The organism is Oleiharenicola lentus (assembly GCF_051660365.1).
In the GTDB taxonomy this organism is placed as follows: domain Bacteria; phylum Verrucomicrobiota; class Verrucomicrobiia; order Opitutales; family Opitutaceae; genus Lacunisphaera; species Lacunisphaera lenta_A.
In genome coordinates this window covers 1,658,898-1,676,599 of the sequence record NZ_JBOZXB010000001.1, presented here as the reverse complement: position 1 = coordinate 1,676,599, position 17,702 = coordinate 1,658,898, and the positions used below count along the sequence as shown (strand labels likewise).

At 61.8% G+C, this 17,702-nt stretch carries 12 protein-coding genes; 2 read left to right on the top strand and 10 right to left on the bottom strand.

Going from position 1 to position 17,702, the window contains the following annotated elements; genetic code table 11:
• Window positions 1-34 precede the first annotated feature (34 nt).
• Window positions 35-1,231, top strand: a complete 1,197-nt coding sequence (locus tag ACRRQW_RS06075) for a hypothetical protein (RefSeq protein WP_438480375.1) — start codon at window positions 35-37, stop codon at window positions 1,229-1,231.
• Between the two features lie 108 nt (window positions 1,232-1,339).
• Here the strand turns inward: ACRRQW_RS06075 and ACRRQW_RS06070 are convergent, their stop codons facing one another.
• The 5 genes from ACRRQW_RS06070 to ACRRQW_RS06050 form a co-directional block, all read right to left on the bottom strand.
• Window positions 1,340-2,023 (bottom strand): MarC family NAAT transporter, encoded by a 684-nt coding sequence (locus tag ACRRQW_RS06070; RefSeq protein WP_438480374.1) that lies wholly within the window; start codon window positions 2,021-2,023, stop codon window positions 1,340-1,342.
• 205 nt (window positions 2,024-2,228) lie between these two features.
• A complete protein-coding gene (locus ACRRQW_RS06065) occupies window positions 2,229-2,429 on the bottom strand; it encodes a DUF4177 domain-containing protein (RefSeq protein ID WP_438480373.1) in 201 nt (66 codons plus the stop codon).
• Between the two features lie 26 nt (window positions 2,430-2,455).
• On the bottom strand, window positions 2,456-2,758 hold the full coding sequence (locus ACRRQW_RS06060) for a hypothetical protein (RefSeq protein ID WP_438480372.1): 303 nt from the start codon (window positions 2,756-2,758) through the stop codon (window positions 2,456-2,458).
• A gap of 22 nt (window positions 2,759-2,780) precedes the next feature.
• Window positions 2,781-3,263, bottom strand: coding sequence for a PH domain-containing protein (locus ACRRQW_RS06055; protein ID WP_438480371.1), 483 nt, complete (start codon window positions 3,261-3,263; stop codon window positions 2,781-2,783).
• A 241-nt stretch (window positions 3,264-3,504) separates the two neighbouring features.
• Window positions 3,505-11,721, bottom strand: a complete 8,217-nt coding sequence (locus ACRRQW_RS06050) for a beta strand repeat-containing protein (protein WP_438480370.1) — start codon at window positions 11,719-11,721, stop codon at window positions 3,505-3,507.
• Between the two features lie 223 nt (window positions 11,722-11,944).
• Between ACRRQW_RS06050 and ACRRQW_RS06045 the strand changes: the two genes are divergently transcribed.
• Window positions 11,945-12,088, top strand: coding sequence for a hypothetical protein (locus ACRRQW_RS06045; protein ID WP_438480369.1), 144 nt, complete (start codon window positions 11,945-11,947; stop codon window positions 12,086-12,088).
• A 165-nt stretch (window positions 12,089-12,253) separates the two neighbouring features.
• Here the strand turns inward: ACRRQW_RS06045 and ACRRQW_RS06040 are convergent, their stop codons facing one another.
• The 5 genes from ACRRQW_RS06040 to ACRRQW_RS06020 form a co-directional block, all read right to left on the bottom strand.
• The gene (locus ACRRQW_RS06040; protein WP_438480368.1) at window positions 12,254-12,946 is read right to left on the bottom strand and encodes a hypothetical protein; all 693 of its coding nucleotides are present in this window, start codon (window positions 12,944-12,946) and stop codon (window positions 12,254-12,256) included.
• On the bottom strand, window positions 12,943-13,461 hold the full coding sequence (locus tag ACRRQW_RS06035) for a DUF6584 family protein (protein ID WP_438480367.1): 519 nt from the start codon (window positions 13,459-13,461) through the stop codon (window positions 12,943-12,945). Before ACRRQW_RS06035 ends, ACRRQW_RS06040 begins: the two co-directional genes overlap by 4 nt.
• A 10-nt stretch (window positions 13,462-13,471) precedes the next feature.
• Window positions 13,472-14,581 (bottom strand): tRNA dihydrouridine synthase DusB, encoded by a 1,110-nt coding sequence (gene dusB, locus ACRRQW_RS06030; RefSeq protein WP_438480366.1) that lies wholly within the window; start codon window positions 14,579-14,581, stop codon window positions 13,472-13,474.
• Between the two features lie 154 nt (window positions 14,582-14,735).
• Entirely contained in the window at window positions 14,736-16,121 is a 1,386-nt protein-coding gene (locus ACRRQW_RS06025) for a glycoside hydrolase family 88/105 protein (protein ID WP_438480365.1), read from the bottom strand.
• Window positions 16,122-16,128: 7 nt separating this feature from the next.
• The gene (locus ACRRQW_RS06020; RefSeq protein ID WP_438480364.1) at window positions 16,129-17,664 is read right to left on the bottom strand and encodes a CehA/McbA family metallohydrolase; all 1,536 of its coding nucleotides are present in this window, start codon (window positions 17,662-17,664) and stop codon (window positions 16,129-16,131) included.
• Window positions 17,665-17,702 lie beyond the last annotated feature (38 nt).

Below are 17,702 nucleotides of genomic sequence, written 5' to 3'. Positions count from 1 at the left end.
TCGCCCGCCTCGTGAAGCTGTTTAACCAACACCCATGAGCGACGAACAAGTGCCCCGGCTGCGATTGAAACCCAAGCTGGCCGCCGACCCGCATGCCGCGGCACCGGAAACTGCCGCTCCTGAAAAGTCGCATGACGAAACGGTGACGACGCCCGCGCCGGAAGCTCCGTTGGATAGCTTGGTGCCGCCGTCGAGCGACGAAGCTCCGAAATTTGTCCGCTTGAAACCGCGTTTGTCGGTCGCGCCGCCGGCTGAGCAGGTGACTGGCACCCTGCCGGCGGAAGTCCCGCCGAGCCCGGAATTGGTGACGCCCGCCGCGCCGATCGCATCCCCGGCTGTTTCGCTTAAACCTGCGTCCGGCGAACCTGCCGCCGATGCGCCGAAGGATAAGCCCATGGGTAAATTTTCGCTGCGGCCCAAGGCGATCGCTCCCGTCACGCCGCCGAAGTCGAGCACCACGCCGCCGATCACTGCAGAAGCGGCCAAAGTGGCGCCGTTGTCCATGCCGGTGCCACCGTCGCCGGGAACGGCGGCCGTCGATACGGGCGAAGAAGGCGAGCCGGCGGAGATCACTGCGATCCGCCAGGCATCGAGTTCACCGTTCCCTCCACCGACCGCGCAATTTCCAACTCCCGGCGCGAAAGACGGCGCCAGTGGCGCTGCGGTGAAAGGCAAATCCGGCGGCTCGAGAAAAATGGTGCTCGCGCTGTTGCTCGTGGTCGTCGCGGGCGGCGGATATTTCGCTTACACGCATTTCCTCGCCGAACCCGCACCGGAGCCTTTGCCGCCGCGTAAACTCGCCGCGAATCCGACGACCGCGCAAGGGCAGGCCGTCGCGAAAGTGCAAGACCTCACCAAGCAAGCCGAGGCCCAGGTGAATGCCACCGTGAATGAAATCATGCCCGACGAAGCCGCCAAGGCTGCGGCGTCGAATCCCGCGACGACTCCGAACGCCGTCAGCACGGCGCCGAGTCCAAACGTGATCGGGGCGACTCCTCCGCCCGCGCCGGCGCCCGTGGCGTCGATCGCGTTTAAGGGGTGGGTGGAAAACTTGCGCATCGGCGCGGTCGTCGGTGGCACGACGCCGAAAGTGTTTATCGGCAGCACGGCGTATGTCGTCGGCGATTTGGTGAACCCGCAACTCGGCATCCTCTTCGAGAGCTACCACCTCGAAACGCGCACGTTGACCTTCCGCGACAGAACCGGCGCACGCGTCACGAAGCGGAATTGAGCGAAGTTGCGCGCCACGGTGGAATCGGATCGAGGTGAAGCGGCCTGACTTCAAGCCGCTTTACTGCGTGGCCGTTAAAAGCGCGCTGAGGTCAGTGCGCTGTTCCACCTAGCTACCCGCGATCGCCGTGCGGAACGTGCGGATCATCACCGGGTCGGTCGCGAGCGCGAGGAGGCCGTTGACTACGAATTGCACGCCCATCGCCATGAGCAGAAAACCCATGATCTTGGTCATGGCGCTGACGCCCACGGGGCCGAATAGTTTTACCATCCGACTCGAAAGGCGCAGCACGAGATAAGTGATGATCGCGACGGTCACGATGCCGGCGATGATCGCGAAGTAGTCGACCCATTCCTGGGCGAGAGAGGTCAGCCCAATGGTCACCGCGATGGAGCCGGGGCCGCTGAGCATCGGCATCGCGAGCGGAGAAAACGAAATATCGACCTTCTTCTTCGCGGCTTTGTGGACTTCGTCGTCTTCGGCTTTGGCGGCGTCGCTCGGCGCCGAAAGCATTTTCATCGCAATGCCGGTGAGCAAAATCCCGCCGGCGATGCGCAGTCCGGGAATCGAAATCCCAAAGAAATTCATGATGTAAGTGCCGCCGATGAGGAAGCTCACCAGGATCGCGATCATGTAGAAACACCCGCGCACCGCCTGCTTTTGCCGCCACTCGGCGCTGTCACCTTCCGTCATCGCCAAAAACGTCGGCCCCGCCGACAGCGGATTGATGATCGGCAGCAAGCCGATCAGCGTGCCGAGGTAAATGGCCCAGAGGTGCGTGACATTGCTCATGACGCCGTAGTCCAACCTCGTGTCATAATCCGCGCCACCTTTTTCGTCCCGACCGGCGGGACGGTTAAACTTTTACGCCGTTTGGAGCAGTGAAGTCGCGTCCACGACATTGCCGGTATTGAGCACGGCTGCAGGTTTGAAAATCAGCCCTTCCGCTTCGTTGTGCGCTGCAGGGCGGTGCTCCACAGCGGCGGAAGATTTGGGATTACTCGCGGCACGCGCGTTTGAACACGGCGACCACTTCGTAGGTCGCGCCGCTGTGGCGATTCAGATCGAAAGTATTCACCAACTCCCAGCCCGCTTCGCCGTATTCATTGAGCTTTGCCGTGAATTTTTCGTGATTGAGCTTCGAGCCGAGCAGCAGCGTGGTCGTGTCGAACGCGATGGTGGCGTATTCAAATTTCATTGGGGTAATTTTCGGATTGAGCGTGGTCATCGCCAAAGAAGCGTGATCAGCACGACGAATACGATCACCACGCCGAACCACACGATTGGATTTTTCAGCGGCCACGTCCACGCCACCACCTTCACGCAGCGGTCGCACCACGCGCCGGTGTAGGGCACCGGCCCCGGGAAATGCTGCGTGTGCCCCGGCTTCCCGCAACGTTCGCAAATCCCGCAGTAACCTTCCGGGATATGGGGTTCGCGAGGAAACTCCGCATTATACGCCCGGCAGTAACATTGCCGCTGCTTCGGAGCGGGTGCGCAGGTGGGTTGGGTGGGAGGAGATTTCATCTGGGGCAACGTTTCAGCTTAATCAATTCGAGCCACCGGTGCTGGCCGTGAGGATGGGTTCACATTTTTCTTTGTAGCCCGCAAGGGGATTGAAGAATCCTCTCAGATCGTCGGCGCCGGCTGGAATCAAATGCGTTTTGCCTTGGCGTGTCCGAATAAAAACTCGAGGCGTAAATCCCGCCTGCGGGACGATGATTGGAAATCTGACTTCGGTGACCGCGTGCCACGGGATGTGGTGGAGTCGCCAAGTGCGATAGGAAATACCCGCTTCCGATATATAAACTCGAGCGACCATTCCCCAAAGACCACCGACGCCCACAGCAAACATGAATAGGGCAATTGCGCTGAGAAATAGCGCAACGGCCGACCAGGCGTTTTCTTTTCCTGCCAACGCCGCCACTTCATAAGTGCACAGAAATGACACCGGAACTCCGAGCACGCACAAAATTGTATCAAACGGGCCGAGCATACGTCCGCTTAGTTTTGGTGGAGACGGAAGTTCCATTGCTTTCCCATTATGAGAAATGTGCCGCCCGCGGGCGAGCAGAGAGTAATTAATAGCTGAGTTTGGCGGGTTGATTTTTTGCGGGTTTGAGTTTCTTCCACGCAAAGCGCAACTCGTTCGAGTTGCGTTGCGGAGGTGTGAGTGATCGGAGTCCGGCTTTGCTGGGAGTGCAGAAAAAAAGAAGCCGACTCGGAGAGTCGGCTTCGGATGCTCCGATTGGGAGAACGAGACGATTTGGTAATTACGGGCGCGTGACTTTTAATCGCATGAAGCGATTCGGGACGTCCATCGCGACGGACGCGACAGTGACGCCTTCGCCGTCTGGCGTGCCTTGGTCGACGCCGGTCGCCGTCCATGTCGTGAGGTCGGTGCTCGTTTCGACACTGTAGGTGACGTCGGTGCGGGCGCGTTCGTAGATGAAGGTGAGGCGGTTCGCGACCACGGTGGCTTGCGGCATCGCTTGTGGGTCGGCGAGCGCGGGGTTCAAGCCGATTGCGTATTCAAGCAGGTTGGAAACGCCGTCGCCATCCGGGTCATCGTTGGGTCCGCGTTGGCCTTCGGGCACGCCGGCGGTGGTGAGGTAGTTGGCAAACGGATCGGCGGGCGGGCCGCTGTTGGTTTGCGCTTCACCGCCGTTGATCACGACGAGGCGAGCAAGTGTCGTATCGCCGTTATAGGAAATGAAGCTACCAGCGACCCACAAGCGACCTTGCGAATCGACGACCATCGTCTCGACGGTGCCGTTAAAGCCCGCGCCGCCCGCGAACGAGGTGTCGCGTGAACCGTCGACGTTGATCCGCAAGAGGTTTCCCGTCGTGGCGCTGCCGAAGGTGCTCACCGATGGGCCGTGAATGTAGAACTGGGTGCCGCCTTGCGCGTATTTGGTGAGTTGATTGTTCGGGAACGCGGGGAACGTGGTGATCGCGCCGGTGAGGCCGACTTTTTGGAGGTAAGGATAACTGCCGCTGAAGTTCATCACGGCGTTGTCTGCGAGCACACCGAGGCCGGCAGGCATCATGCCGCCCGAGTAGGTGAACGCGGGATCCTTCGTGCCGGTGCCGTCGGTGAGCACGACGTAGAATTGTCCGCTCCAATTGCCGCCGTGGCCGATCCAGACACGTCCGTCGTTGGTGAAATTCACATCATAAACGAAGCTCGTCGACGGCGAGACGAACGCGGTGTCGCGCGAGCCGTCTTCGTTGAGGCGCATGACGTAGTTTGCGGCGACGCCGTTGTATTGGGAGAATTCGCCGAAGATATACACGCGACCGGTTGGGTCGATCTTGATGCCTTTCACGTTGCTGTTCGGTCCAGTGCCGGCGACGCCGCCGGGAGCGTTGAAGGTGGTGTCGAGGGTGCCGTTGGCGTTGAGGCGCACGAGGCGGTTGCGCGCGACGGCGCTGCTGCCGCTTGGCGTGACGGTGGTAAACGCGCCGCCGAGGTAGATGCGTCCGGTGCTGTCTTTCGCCATCGCGTAAACCGCGCTGTTGAAAATCGGCCAGGTGGTGTCGGGCGAACCGTTGGCGTTGATCTTTGCGAAGTTATTGCGACCGGAAGCGCCGCCGGTCCAAGTGACCGTCGTGAACTGACCGCCGGCGAAGAAGGTGCCGTCGGTGTTCGGCAGGATCGCGAAGATCGAACTGTTAAATGTGGGCAGCGTGACCGTGCGATTCACCCCAGCCGGATTCAAGTTCACGGTGAGCACGGCGGGCGTCGTGGTGGTCGAACCCGCGGAGCCGGTGACGCGCACGCTGTAGCCGCCTGCGTCGGTGAGTGCGAGCGACGAGATCGAAAGCGTCGCCGAGGTCGCGCCACTGATCGTGCCACCATTGGTGAGGGCGGTGCCGCTGCGGAACCATTGATACGCGAGCGTGCCGGCGCCGCGCGCATCGACGGTGAGCGAAACCAGCTGACCGACTTCACGGGTCAATGCCGGCGGGGTAATGAGAATTTCCGGAGCGGCGAGCACGGCGAGTTCGGCGTCAGCGCTTTGGAGGGTGCCGGAGGCGTTGGTGATTTTCACCGTGTAGAAATCGCGATCCGAGAGCTGCGTGGTCGCGATCGTCAGCGTCGCGGTGGAGGCGCCGCTGATGCGGCCTCCGTCGTTCATCGCCACCCCGTTTTTAAACCAACGATACGTGATCGCGGAAGTGCCGGTGGCGGCAGTAGTAAACGTGGCGGTTTCGCCGGCGGCGACCGAGACGGGCGCAGGTGCGGAAACAAAACCGAGCGGCACGGCGTCGCCATTAAGCACGGCGATACTACGCACGATCACATCGTTGAAGGCTGTGAAGATTCCGCCGACCCAGAGGCGGCCGTAAATATCGGCCCGCACGACGCTGACCGAGGCGTTGTTGTTCGCGATTTCTAGCACCGGATCGACGGTGCCGTTGGGCAGCAGGCGCACGAGTCCGCCACGGACAAAGCCGTTGTAGCTCGTGAAACTGCCACCGACCAAAATCTTACCATCGCTTTGGAGGCTGAGGTTGTTGCTGGCAGAGCCGGAGCCGACGGTTGCGAACGCGGGATCGAGTGCGCCCGTGTCCAAGAGGCGGCGCACGCCGACGCCGGTGTTGACGATGATTTTGCCGTCGGGTTGCACGACGATGTCGTTAGCGAACGTGCTGGCAACCGTCTGGGCGAAGGCAGTGTCGCGGGTGCCATCTTCATTGAGGCGGGCGACAAACGACATGCCTTGATAATTAGTAAAATAACCCGCGATATAAACGCGGCCGGCGGCATCGAGTTCGATATCGAGGACGAAATTGTTGAGCACCGCCGAGAACGTGGGATCAATCGCGCCGTTGCGCGTGAGACGCGCGACGTAGGCGACGCCCGGATGGCCGGCCCAGCTGGTGAAGTCGCCACCGACGTAGATGCGTCCGTCGGCGTCGGTTTTGAGTCCGCGAATCGTCGTGCCGACCATCGCGCTGCCCAGGTCAAACGAGGGATCGAAGGTGAAGTCGGCGTTGAGACGGAGCAGGCGGTTGCGCGTGACAGCGCTTTGGCCGGTCGGAGTGATCGTCGTGAATCCACCGCTGACGAGAATCTTGCCGTCAGGCTGGCGATGCATCGTGTAAACGTCGTTGTTGAGTGTGAATGGCAGCGTGGCCATTTCGCCGTTGGGTAGCACGCGGGCGAGACTTGCGCTGCTGGCCGTGCTGTTGGCGCCGTTGATGGAACCGAAGCGTCCGCCGAGTAGCGCGCCGCCGTCAGGCAACGGCAGCACCATGTGCACCGTCGTCGGGTTGTTGCCGTTGAGGCTGGTGAACGGCGTGGCGCGATCCACCGGGTGCGGCGCGACGGCGAGCGTGATGGGGGCCGAGGTGGTCGAGCCCGAAGAATTGGTGACGACGAGCGTGTAAACACCGGCGTCGGTCAGCGCGACGTTGGCAAAGACAAGGCGCGTGGTCGCCGTGCCGGTGATGCCGTTGGCGCCTTCGACCAGATCGACGCCGTTGCGTTGCCATTTGAACGTGAGCGGCGCGACACCGCGCACGGTGACCTCGAGCGCATACGCGCGGTTGCCAAACGTGGAGACGTTGGCGGCGGGTTGTGTGAGGACTTCCGGGGCACCGAGCACGGCGAGTTCGGCGGCGGTGCTGATTTCTTCGCCCGAAGCGTTGGTGACGCGGAGCGTGTAAACGCCTTCGTCGGATTCAGCGGCGTTGGTCAGCGTGAGCTCGGCGGTGGTCGCGCCGGAAATGTTACCGCCATCGATGAGCGGGGTGCCGCCTTTGCGCCATTGATACGTGATTGTCGACGTGCCGGTCGCGCGTGACTTGATGACGGCGCTGGCGCCGGGATTTACGTTGAGCGATTTCGGCTGGAGCGTAATCGCGAGCGGGATGGCGTCGCCGTTGAGGCGGATAATTTTGTTAACCGAAACGTTGTTATACGCGTTGAAGTCGCCGCCGACCCAGATCTTGCCGTCGTCAGCGATCGCCACGGTGCGGGCGTCGCCGCTGAAGCCCGTGCCGGTGGCCCACGTGCCTTCATAATTACCCGTGGTGTCAAAGCGCGCGATATTGCTCACGCTACCGCTGCCGCTGGGTTGGCGCACGAAGTTAAACGTGCCGACGCCGATGGTGCGGCCGTTACGCTGCATCGCGGCATCGTAGAAGACGCCGCCGGTCGTGCCGAAGTAATCCGTGGAGGACCACGCGCCGGTGGTGGACAAGCGAACGATGGTGCGGCCGCCGGGAAGGGCGTTGCCCGTGGCCAGCACGCGGCCGTCGGCGAGCACTTTGATACGCGACACGGAAGTGCTGACGGTGTTTACCTCGGGCACGAAGGTCGCGTCGCGGGTGCCATCGGGGTTGAAGCGGATAAGACGCGCGCCGCCCTGGTGCGTGATGGTGCCGCCCGCGACCACTTTGTTGTCTGGGCCGACGTCCACCGCAGTGACGGTGAGCGCGCTCGTGCCGGTCGCCTGACTGGTGTTCCAATTTGTATCGAGCGTGCCGTCAGGGTTGATGCGCGCCAGGTAGCGATGATTTGGGTTGTTATTGAACGTAGTGAAATCACCACCGAGCACGATGTCGCCATCCGGAGCGACTGCGAGGGCGCGGACGCTCGTGAAGTTGGTCGCGCCCGTGCCGAGATTGTTCATGAACGAAGTGATGCGCGCGCCGGTCGTCGCGTCGATGGCTGCGAAACCGGTGACGGCCGCGCCGCCGCCGATTTGGGCGAACGAATTCGAGACCTCGGCGAGCACGTAGAGGACGTTGTCGACAAGACGCAGGTCGCGCACGCCGCCGTTGGGTGCGGGCGAGAAGTTCGGGTCGATCACGCCGCTGGCGTTGATTTTCACGAGGTAGTTGCGCGTGTTCTGGCCGTTGAAATTGGTGAACACACCGCCGACGTAAGCGCCGCCGTCGGGCAGCGGCAGGATGATATAAACGCTGCCGGTGAGCGTGACGGAAGTGGACCACGTGTGGTCGATGAACGCGGGATTCAAATTCACCGTGAGCTGCGCGGGATTCGAGGTGACCGAGCCGTTCGTGTTGGTGAGGCGCACGCGATACGCACCGACGTGGGTCGGACCCGTGCTGGCGATGGTGAGAGTGGTGGTGGTCGCGCCGCTGATGCCATTGCCGTCGTTGAGATCGGAGCCGTTGAACGTCCAGCGATACGTCGCCGCTGGCGTGGAGGTCGCAACGACCGTGAACGTGGTCACGGCGGCTTGATTCACGGTTTGTGACGCGGGCGGCGTGACGATGACCGGAGGATTGTCGTCATCCGTGATCGTGATGGTCGCGGATGCGAGCGAGAGGCCGGCCTCGCCGGTGATCGACGCGGGATTGAGTGAGAATTGAAAGGTCTTCGATGCTTCGCCGATGCCGTCGTTGAGAATCGGAATCGTGACGGTGCGATCGGTAACATCGCTCGCCGCCCAAGCCAGCGTGCCGCTGGTCGCGGTGTAGTCGGTGCCGGCAAGCGCCGTGCCGTTCGCGGTCGAGTAACTGATGGAAAGCGCGCCCGGAGCGGGTGCGAAACGTTTTACGGTGACGACAAGATTACCGGCGTTTTCGACGACACCGTAGCTACTGGTGGCGACGCCGAGCACGCTCGGGCCGGCTTCCAGCAGCGCGAGTTTGTTACGCGCTACTCCGCGGAAGTTGGTGAAGTTACCGCCGATAAACAGGCGCTGATCATTCAACACCGTGACCGTGGCGACCTGGCTGAGATTGGTTACGCCCGCGCCGACTTTGAACGTCGTGTCGAGGGTGCCGTCGAGATTGATGCGAGCGAGGCCGGCGATGGCGGTGCCTTTGTAGGTGTTAAACTGGCCCCACACGAGCAGGCGACCGTTGAGGTAACGCACGCCGGCGGGATTGTAGACAAACGCCGTGGAAAAATCCAACGAGGTATCGAGCGAACCGTTGGCGTTGAGCACGGCGATGCCGCGGCAGACTGTGCCGTTGATGGAGCCGAAGCTGCCGATGACGACGATGCGACCGTCGGGCAGAATATCCCAGTCCGTCACTGCGCCGCCCAAAATCGCCGGCGGCGTGAACGAAGCGTCGGCCGCGCCCGCGTTCGTGAGCAAGCGGAAGTTGTAATTCGTGCTGCTGCTGGCGCCCGCAGTGTAGGCGACAAACACTTTTCCGTCCGTGCGCTCTTTGACCTTGTGCACGTAAGAATTTGCGCCGGTCAGCGTTAGCGTTGTGAAAGAAGCGTCGAGCGTGCCGTTGGCGCCGCTGAGCGTGTAGCGTTTGAGACCCTGCGTGCCGCCGTGGCCGATGTAGAGTTTGTTGCTCGCGCCGAGGGCGATGGTGTTGACGACCTGCGTGAGGGAGAGATTCGCGGCCGCGTCGAGGGTGCCGTCGGCGTTGATGTGCGCGAAATAATTGCGCGTAGTGCTGTTGACCGTCGTAAACGCACCGGCGGCAAACATCGATCCATCGGGCAGCGGGATGAGGCTGTAAACGCCGCTGTTAAACGCCGGTGTGAATGTGGTGTCCACGACACCTGTCGTCGAAATGCGCACTATGCCATTCGCGCCGCCCGCAAGAATGTTGCCGGCGGGATCAAGGCCAGAAGTGTAATAATAAGTGAGCGCGCTCGTGGGGTTGAAAGCATTCACCAGCGAGCCGGCGGGAATCAGCACCGTGAGGTTCGCGGCGTTGGAGTTGACGGTGCCGTTGGCATTCGTGACGACGGCGCGATAGGCGCCGTGGTGCAGCGCGCGATCGGCGGCGTTGACGGAGTAAACATTCCCCGTGGCTCCGGGGATGTCGACGAAGCCGCTGCCAGAGTCGAACTGCCACTGCACGGTGGCGGCGAGCACGCTGTCGTAAGCGACGATAAACGGGTAGGTTTCACCTTGGTCGATGATCGCGCCGAGCGGATGAATCAGGATGGTGGGAAGGCTGTCGTCATCGCGAATGCCGAGCGCACCCAGTGAAGTGCCGAGCGCGGCGCCGCCCGTGGCATTGGCAAGTGTGATGACGACGGCTTCAGTCGATTCGACGAGAGCATCGTTGGTAATCGGCACGGCAAAAGTTTTAATACCGCCTTCGTTGCTGGCCCACGTGAGCGTGCCGGACACCGGCGTGAAATCGTCCGTGGTCGCCGTGCCCGCAGAGACGGCGTAGTCGATGGAGACCGAACCGTTGACGCCGCCGAAACGCGCGAGGGAGATGAGGCCCGGGCCGGCATTTTCATTCACGATAAAGCCCGGCGAAGTCAGCCCGAGTGTGCCTGGACCGGCGGTGTAGTCGCCTTGGAAGCGCGTGAGATTGTAGGTTTCGAGCGTGGGATTGGTGACGCGGTCAAACCAACCACCGGCGACGAGGCGGCCGTCGTTTTGCACCGCGATGGAATAAATGTGAGTGATGTAAGTGCCGTTACGTTCGGCGTAAGGTTCGGGCGCGAACGTGAGGTCGTGCGTGCCATCGAGATTAATGCGCGCCACCGACGCGCGACGCTTGCCGCCGAACTCGGTGAAAATACCGCCCGCGATGAGCCGCCCTTCTGGCGCGAGGGTAAGGGTGAGTGCGCCGCCGTTGTAAGCGCCGCTGAAGTTGCTCATGAAAGCCGTATCGAGAGTGCCGTTGGCGTTGAATACGGCCATTGGCGCCGTGGAACCTGGCAGCGGGATGTCGCCGCCAATCGCGACGCGTCCATCCGGCAAGACCACGATGGCATTGATTGCGCCGTAGGTGGCGCCCCACACCGGGCTGAAAGAAAAGTCGCGCGAACCATCGCTGTTGAGACGGATTAAGATCGGATCGTTTTGTCCTTTCGCGGCGTTGTAGTTGAGGCCGCCGATGTAGATTTTGCCATCGGACGCGAGCGCTACGGCGCGCAGGCCGCCGTTGGCTACGTAGTTGGCGGGGGCGAATGTGGTGTCGAGTGTGCCGTCGGCGTTGAGACGTGCCACGCTCGGACGGGAGACGCTGTTCATCGAGCTAAACGCGCCGGCCGCGATCACTTTGCCGTCGGCTTGGAGCGCGATGGCCGCGACGTAACGGGCGGTGCCGCCCACGCCGGAAACGGTAAATGAATCGTCGCGCGAACCATCGGCATTCAGGCGGGTGAAACCGCTGCGCGCGACCCCGTTGTAAGTCGTGAACGTGCCGCCCACGTAGATTTTGTCATCAGGCGCGACCAGCAACGCGTTGACCTCGGGCTGGCCGGAGGCAACGCCGAGGCCCGCGCCGCTGAGGTTGAACGTCGTGTCGAGCGTGCCGTCAGCGTTGAGGCGTTTGAGCGCGGAGAGCGCGCCGGTGTTGTTGAATTTAGAAACGTTGCCGCCGGCGATGATCTTGCCGGTGGCTTGGAGGGCGACGGCATTGGTCGCGCCGGTGCCGCCGGTGAATGCCGGATAACTGTTCGGCGTGAGGCCCGCGCCGATGCCGGTGAGAAAAGTGGAATCGAGGTCACCAGGGGCGGCGCTGAGCAGCGTGGCGGTGAGCGAAGCGAGCAGAACGGAGGCGCGGAGCAGTTTCATACAGGGTGCAATTTACCGTTTTCGGCTCCGCACCAGAATACGCGGAACTGCGTAGAGCCGACGATTGACGTGACCCACGCCGCAAAAATGCCCGCCGCCTACGCAGGACTACGTAGGCGGCGACAGTTGTTTACAATACCGCCGCGTTACGGGACTGTGCACGACGCCTTCGGGGAAACAAACATTCCGCAGGTGAGGTAACCACCACTAAGGAAAATCCCACATGGGCGACAGATCACCGAAATCCACACAGAAAAACGCTTCGCAAAAACAGGCCAAGGCCAACGTTTCCGATAAAGCGAAACAACAAGTCATCCAAGCGCAGCAATTGACCAAGGCCAAAGCGGCCGCGGGCAAAAAGAAGTAAACTGCGAGCGCGTAGTGCTTTTAATTTAGTGTTTCGAACCGGAGTCGTTCACGCGATTCCGGTTTTTTTATTTAGCCACGGATTTCACCGATGCCACGGATGGAGGGCGCAAGGAATATTACGTGCGAGGGCGGTTAAGGATAACCGCCCCTACCTTCAAGACCGTCACCGCGCGCGGCTGGCGATGCGTTCGAGCAACGCAATGCGTTCTTCGAGTTTTGTTTCCTGGCGCACGGGCGCGATCACGCAGTGCAACTGTTCGCCTTCGCGGATGAGCAGGCCCCAGCCAGCGGGCACTTCGTGGCCGTGCACGAGCGTCGCGTGGTCGACAACGAGATAGAGGAACGTCGCCGCGCGCCAGCGCGTGAGCTTGGAAAACTTGGTGCCCTCGTAGAGCGCGTTTTGCGCGGCAGCGAGAGCCTTGGTGACGGCGCGATGCGTATCGTGACGCGAACCGCGCAGATCGATGCAGTCGAACTCAGGAAATAATTCTTCACCAAGCCGCAGGTCGGGGCGATGCGTGCCGATGAGTTGGTTGAGCGCGTGCAGACGCTCAGAGAGTGACTGCACGGTTGCGACCGTTGCGCGTTCGTCCGCCGAGTCGCGCAGGAAATCGCTGCGGCTCGCTTTGCATTCGAACACCGCCGTCACCGCGTTGCCCGAAAGCTGGCGTGGCGTCGCCGCGGCGACATCCGCGCGATAATTCGAGCGCGGCAACCGCACTTCGCTCCCGCACAACATCAATCGCCGCGCCCGCGCCCACTCCACCGCGAGCCGCTTGAGCTCACGATGCGCGAGGCTTTCGCCGGAGGCGCCGGGCTTCTCTGCCGTCTGCAGGACTTCAGAATTCACCTTCATGTGAACAGCCACTTACCGACTACATATAGGCCGTGCAAAAGTCCTACTACGATCAAACCCAAGATCGTGAAGCCAAGAATAATGGCGGCACCTTCTTTCCATTTGCTGCTTTTGGCGAAAGGCGTCTTCTCCTGGCGACCCGCGAGGTGTTCTGGAAACCCGAGTTCTCTCAATTGGGAGTAAACTGACTGAGGATATTTCTCTGATGAAAGATTTCTTGCAGAAGAGGGAAACTGGGAGCGAATCCACGTATAAGGTTTTTCGCGAACACTGCTCACGTAGAGTTCAATCGCGGCTTTGTCCTCGTCGTTCTCCAAGCCTGAGAGAAGAAGGTATTTTCCGGCTTCTTTAGAGTCGTTCATCTGTGCCAAAACTTTACCATAGGCTGCGAATAGTTCAGGAGTGTATCCGGTCGAACCAATGTGACCCGCGAGAATTTCTTTGGCACGCCACAGCTTGCCTGAAGTAACTGCGGCAGAAGCGCGGTCTAAGCTAGAAAGCTTGGCGATTTTCATGGCAGCTATTTCACCATGTGTCCACCGGGCCTTTCGGCACGGGGATGGCGTCGCGGGTGTGGACGGGGTCGTCGGGGTCGCGCATGAAGGAGGCGACCATCGCGGCGGGGCGGTATTGCTCCTTCAATTCGCCAGTCTCGTCGAGGAATTGGGCGCGCCAGGTTTCGTAGCGGGCGAGTAACTCGTCGAATTCGGCGCGCGTGCTGAATTGCGTCACGCCTTTCTTGAACTCGCGCGCGGGGCCGAAGCGTTTCGCATACCACGACGCGGGTTTGCGAAAGAGGCGGCAGCCGTGGTCTTCGCCGAAGACTTCGATCATTAATTCCAAGTGGCGCCGCATGACAGCGGCGCGCGCGGGATAGCTGGCTTCGGCGGGCACGATCCCCGTTTTCAGGTATTCATGAATGTGCGTGAAGATCCATGGATTATAGAACGCGCCGCGGCCGATGCTCACGCCGGCGCAACCGGTTTCGTCGAACATCTTTTTTGCGGCTTCGACGGTCGTGACGTCGCCGTTGCCGATGACGGGAATTTTTTTCACGGACTCGACGACGGCGCGAATGCCGGCGAGGTTGACGGTGCCGGTGAATCCTTGAGCGCGCGTGCGACCGTGGACGAAGATGGCGGCGATGCCGTTGTCTTCGAGGACCGCGGCGAGGTCAGGGGCGGTGAGATTGTTGGCGTCCCAGCCGAGTCGCATCTTGGCGGTGACGGGGATTTTTACAGCGTCGACCATGCCGCGCACGAGCTTCGCAGTTTTGCCGAGTTCGGTCATCATCGCGGAGCCGCCGCCGATGCCGACGACCTTGGGGACGGGGCACCCCATGTTGATGTCGACCGAGGCGATGCCCATCGATTCGACCATGAGCGCGGCGTCGCGCATTTCCTCGGGGATGGCGCCGAAGAGTTGGACGGCCAGGAGTTTCTCGGCGGGCGCGGTGCGAACCATCGCGAGGCCGCGCGGATTTTTTTCGAGGAGCGAACGGGCGTTGACGAGGTCGGTGGTCGTCCAATCGAGTCCGCCGATTTCGCGCGCGACGAGGCGGAAGGGCAGGTTGGTGTAACCCGCCAGCGGTGACAGGAAAAGATTGGAGCCGAACTCGTAGGGACCGATGCGCATGCGAAGTGAGCCGCAGAATTAGCGCAGAGATTTTTTATTGGCCACAAAAAGCGCAGAAGGCGCAAAAATGGTAAAAAAAGAGCGGCGACACGAATTGCACGGATTTCACGAAGGCGAGGATTCGTGAAATTGGTGCAATTTGTGTCTCGGGATCTCAGTTTTTCCCGTCGGCGACTTTCGGGGAATAGTAGTAGGTGCGGCCTTCGTAACGAATTTCGATGGCCGGATTCTGGAGCAGTTTGATCATTTCCGCGCCGGCGAGGAGAGCGGGGCCGTAACCTTGCAGGGCGGCGAAATGCATGGGGCGGTGATAATAATAGGTCGCGTCGCTGGCGTAATTGGTGGCCACGACGCCGCCCTCGATGCGTCCCGCCCAGTCGATTTTTGAACTAAGGGCGCACCAGCCGGCTTGGGCAATCGGGCCGTAGATGGTGGGACTGATCCAGCCTTGGTTGATGGCGTGAGCGATGGCGTAGGTGAACATGGCCGTGGCGGAGGTTTCGTAAAAGGAATCGGGGCGATCCATAAGTTGATGCCAAAAGCCGGCGCCGGATTGATATTGCGCGGCACCGCGCAACGCGGCGCGGAGTTGCGCGAGCACGGGTTGATAACCGGGATGATCGCTCGGGAGCACGTCGAGCAGGTCGCACATCGCCATCACGGTCCAGCCCATGCCGCGGCCCCAATAAAACTGCGGCGCGTCGGGGTGGTTGGAACTCCAGCCGTGCGTGTAGAGACGGTTCTGGGGATTGAATAACCGCTCCGACATACCGAGGGCGTTGCGCACGGCGTCGTCGAACCACTTGCGCTCGCCGGTCATGCGGCCAAGTTCCGCGAGCGCGGGGACAGCCATGTAGAAATCGTCGGCCCAGACTGACTCGGGTTGCGGGTGCTTCCGGGCGAGTGTGCCGTCCGCAAGACGGAACTGGCGCTGGCCGATCCACTCGGCCCATGGCGTGATAACGTCCGTCAGGTCGGGACCGAGACCAGCCAGCCGCGCGCGAATCAACGCGGTGGTCATCGCGCCGCAGTCATCGAGTTTGGTGGGCGCGATGATTTTGAAAAAATCGCCGCGCTGCACACCGTGCTTTTCGCCGACCGCGCGGAAATAGGGCAGGTGCTGGTGAATAAATTGAAGGCGGTCTTCGACGAAGCGATTGAAGCGCGGGTCGCCGGTGACGGCCCCGGCGTAGAGCATGCCGGAGTAAACGACGCCCATTTCGTAGGAGATGATGCCGTTGCCGGCTTTGCCGCCGTCGAGGGTCGCGGAGGCGAGCGGCACGGTAAAGTCGGAGATGGTTTCGCCGGTCTCGCGATCCATCACCCGTCGGGGCGAAGCGGCCTCGAGGTAATCGCGCACCTGTTTTAGCTGCTGGCTGATCTCGGCGACGGTGGGAAGTTGATAGGGAATCGGGTAAGTGCCTTCGCCGAGATCGTGCGGATTTTTGGCGTCGCGATTCCGGTAGCTGCCTTCGGCCCACGCTGCGTTGACGGAAAGCGAGCCGACGAGAAGCAGGGTGGTAATCGTTTTTGAGGTCATGAAAAAATTAATTGAGGCGGCGGCGCGCTTCATCGAGGGCGGCGGTGATTTCGGGCAAGTGCGCGGGTGATGCGTGCGTGCGCGCGAACCCGGCAAAGGCGTCGAGCATGCGGCGGGCTTCATCGAGCGAGCGGGCGACGCGGGCGCCTTCGCCGGCGACGCGGACATACACCGGACTCGTGTGCGCGAAGCGGAGTCGCGAGGGAATTTCCCCGCCGAGTGTGCTTTCCTGCCGGTAGCGAGCGAGGTCGGCGTCGGAAAGCGTGCTTTCCTCGGTCGTGGCTACGGCGGCGATCCACGCGCCTTCGCGAACCGTGAGTGTCGTGTCGAGTTCGCTCGCGGTGCCGCGGGCGACGGGTTCGCCGTTGACGATGAGCGTGAGCGAACGCAGCGGGTCGGCGGAGACCACGCGGGCGCGCACGCGAATTTGACCGCCGCCGGACGGAAGCTCGAGCGTGTCACCCGGGGCGAGCGAATCGTTGACGGTGAGAAAAAGCGCAGGCCCGTTGGTCACGAAATTGCGACCTTGGCGCCACGCTTCGAGAAAGGTGCGGGCGGAAGCGTCGGTGGGTGTCTGGACGTAACTGCGGTTGTAACCGGCGGGAGTGGACTTGACGCCGGTCGCGGAACCGGCGCCGGCGGCGAGTCGCAGGCCGCAGTTGAGCAAGCGGTAGTAAGACGCGGTGACGAGTTGGAGCATGCCTTCGCCGGTGTCGGGATAGACCGGCAGGCCGGGCGTGTTCAGAAGATTGGAGTAACGCGCGCGCGGCATGACTTTGTGCCGCTGGAAAAGGTTATCGTTGAGATTCACCACATCGACCAGTCCGAGCAGCGCATCCACGAGCACTTCGGGCGACCAACCGCCTTGATAACAGTTCAACGCTCCGCGCTCGCGGCCCGCGCGAGCGAAAGCGACGTTCGCGCGCGCTGCATCCCACGCGACCGGCATCGGCTCGCGCAGGCCGACGCAGTAGAGCGCGCCCCAGGCGTTTTCGATTTCGGCGTCGAACAGCGTGAGTTTTTCCCCTGAGGAATGAGGCGTGTCCGGCAACGGCAGGCGCGGGCCATTCCACCAGAAGAGCGAGGTGCCGATGTCGAGTCCTTCGGACGCGAGTAGCGCGGGCAGCGCGGCGGGCGCGACATGGAGATGATTTTCCCCAGCAACGTAGCCGAGGGCACGGAGATCGATCCAACGTTTCAGCGTCACGGCATGAGAGGTGCGGGTGCGCACGGAAAGCGTCGTGAAAACGGGCAAGAATTCGGGGCCGCGTTCGATGCGGATGCGGTAGTCGCCGGCGGGAACGTCGAGACGCGTGACGCCGTCGCACGCGAACCACGTGTCGGGGCCGATATTCGTGGTAATGGCCGACGGCGGCAGGTGCGAGCGCTCGGCGGCGTCGAGAACGAGCACGCGGGCGGGCAGGCGTTGCTCGTCTTCGTCTTTGATCGTGAGGTGCAGCTGCACGACCTCGGCGGACAGCACGAGCGGAACCAGGCTCGCGATTACGCGGAAGCAAAAACGAAACAGCGACGGAAACAGCATACGGGTGTGTCCGGACGAAACTTAAACCGGGTGGCGCG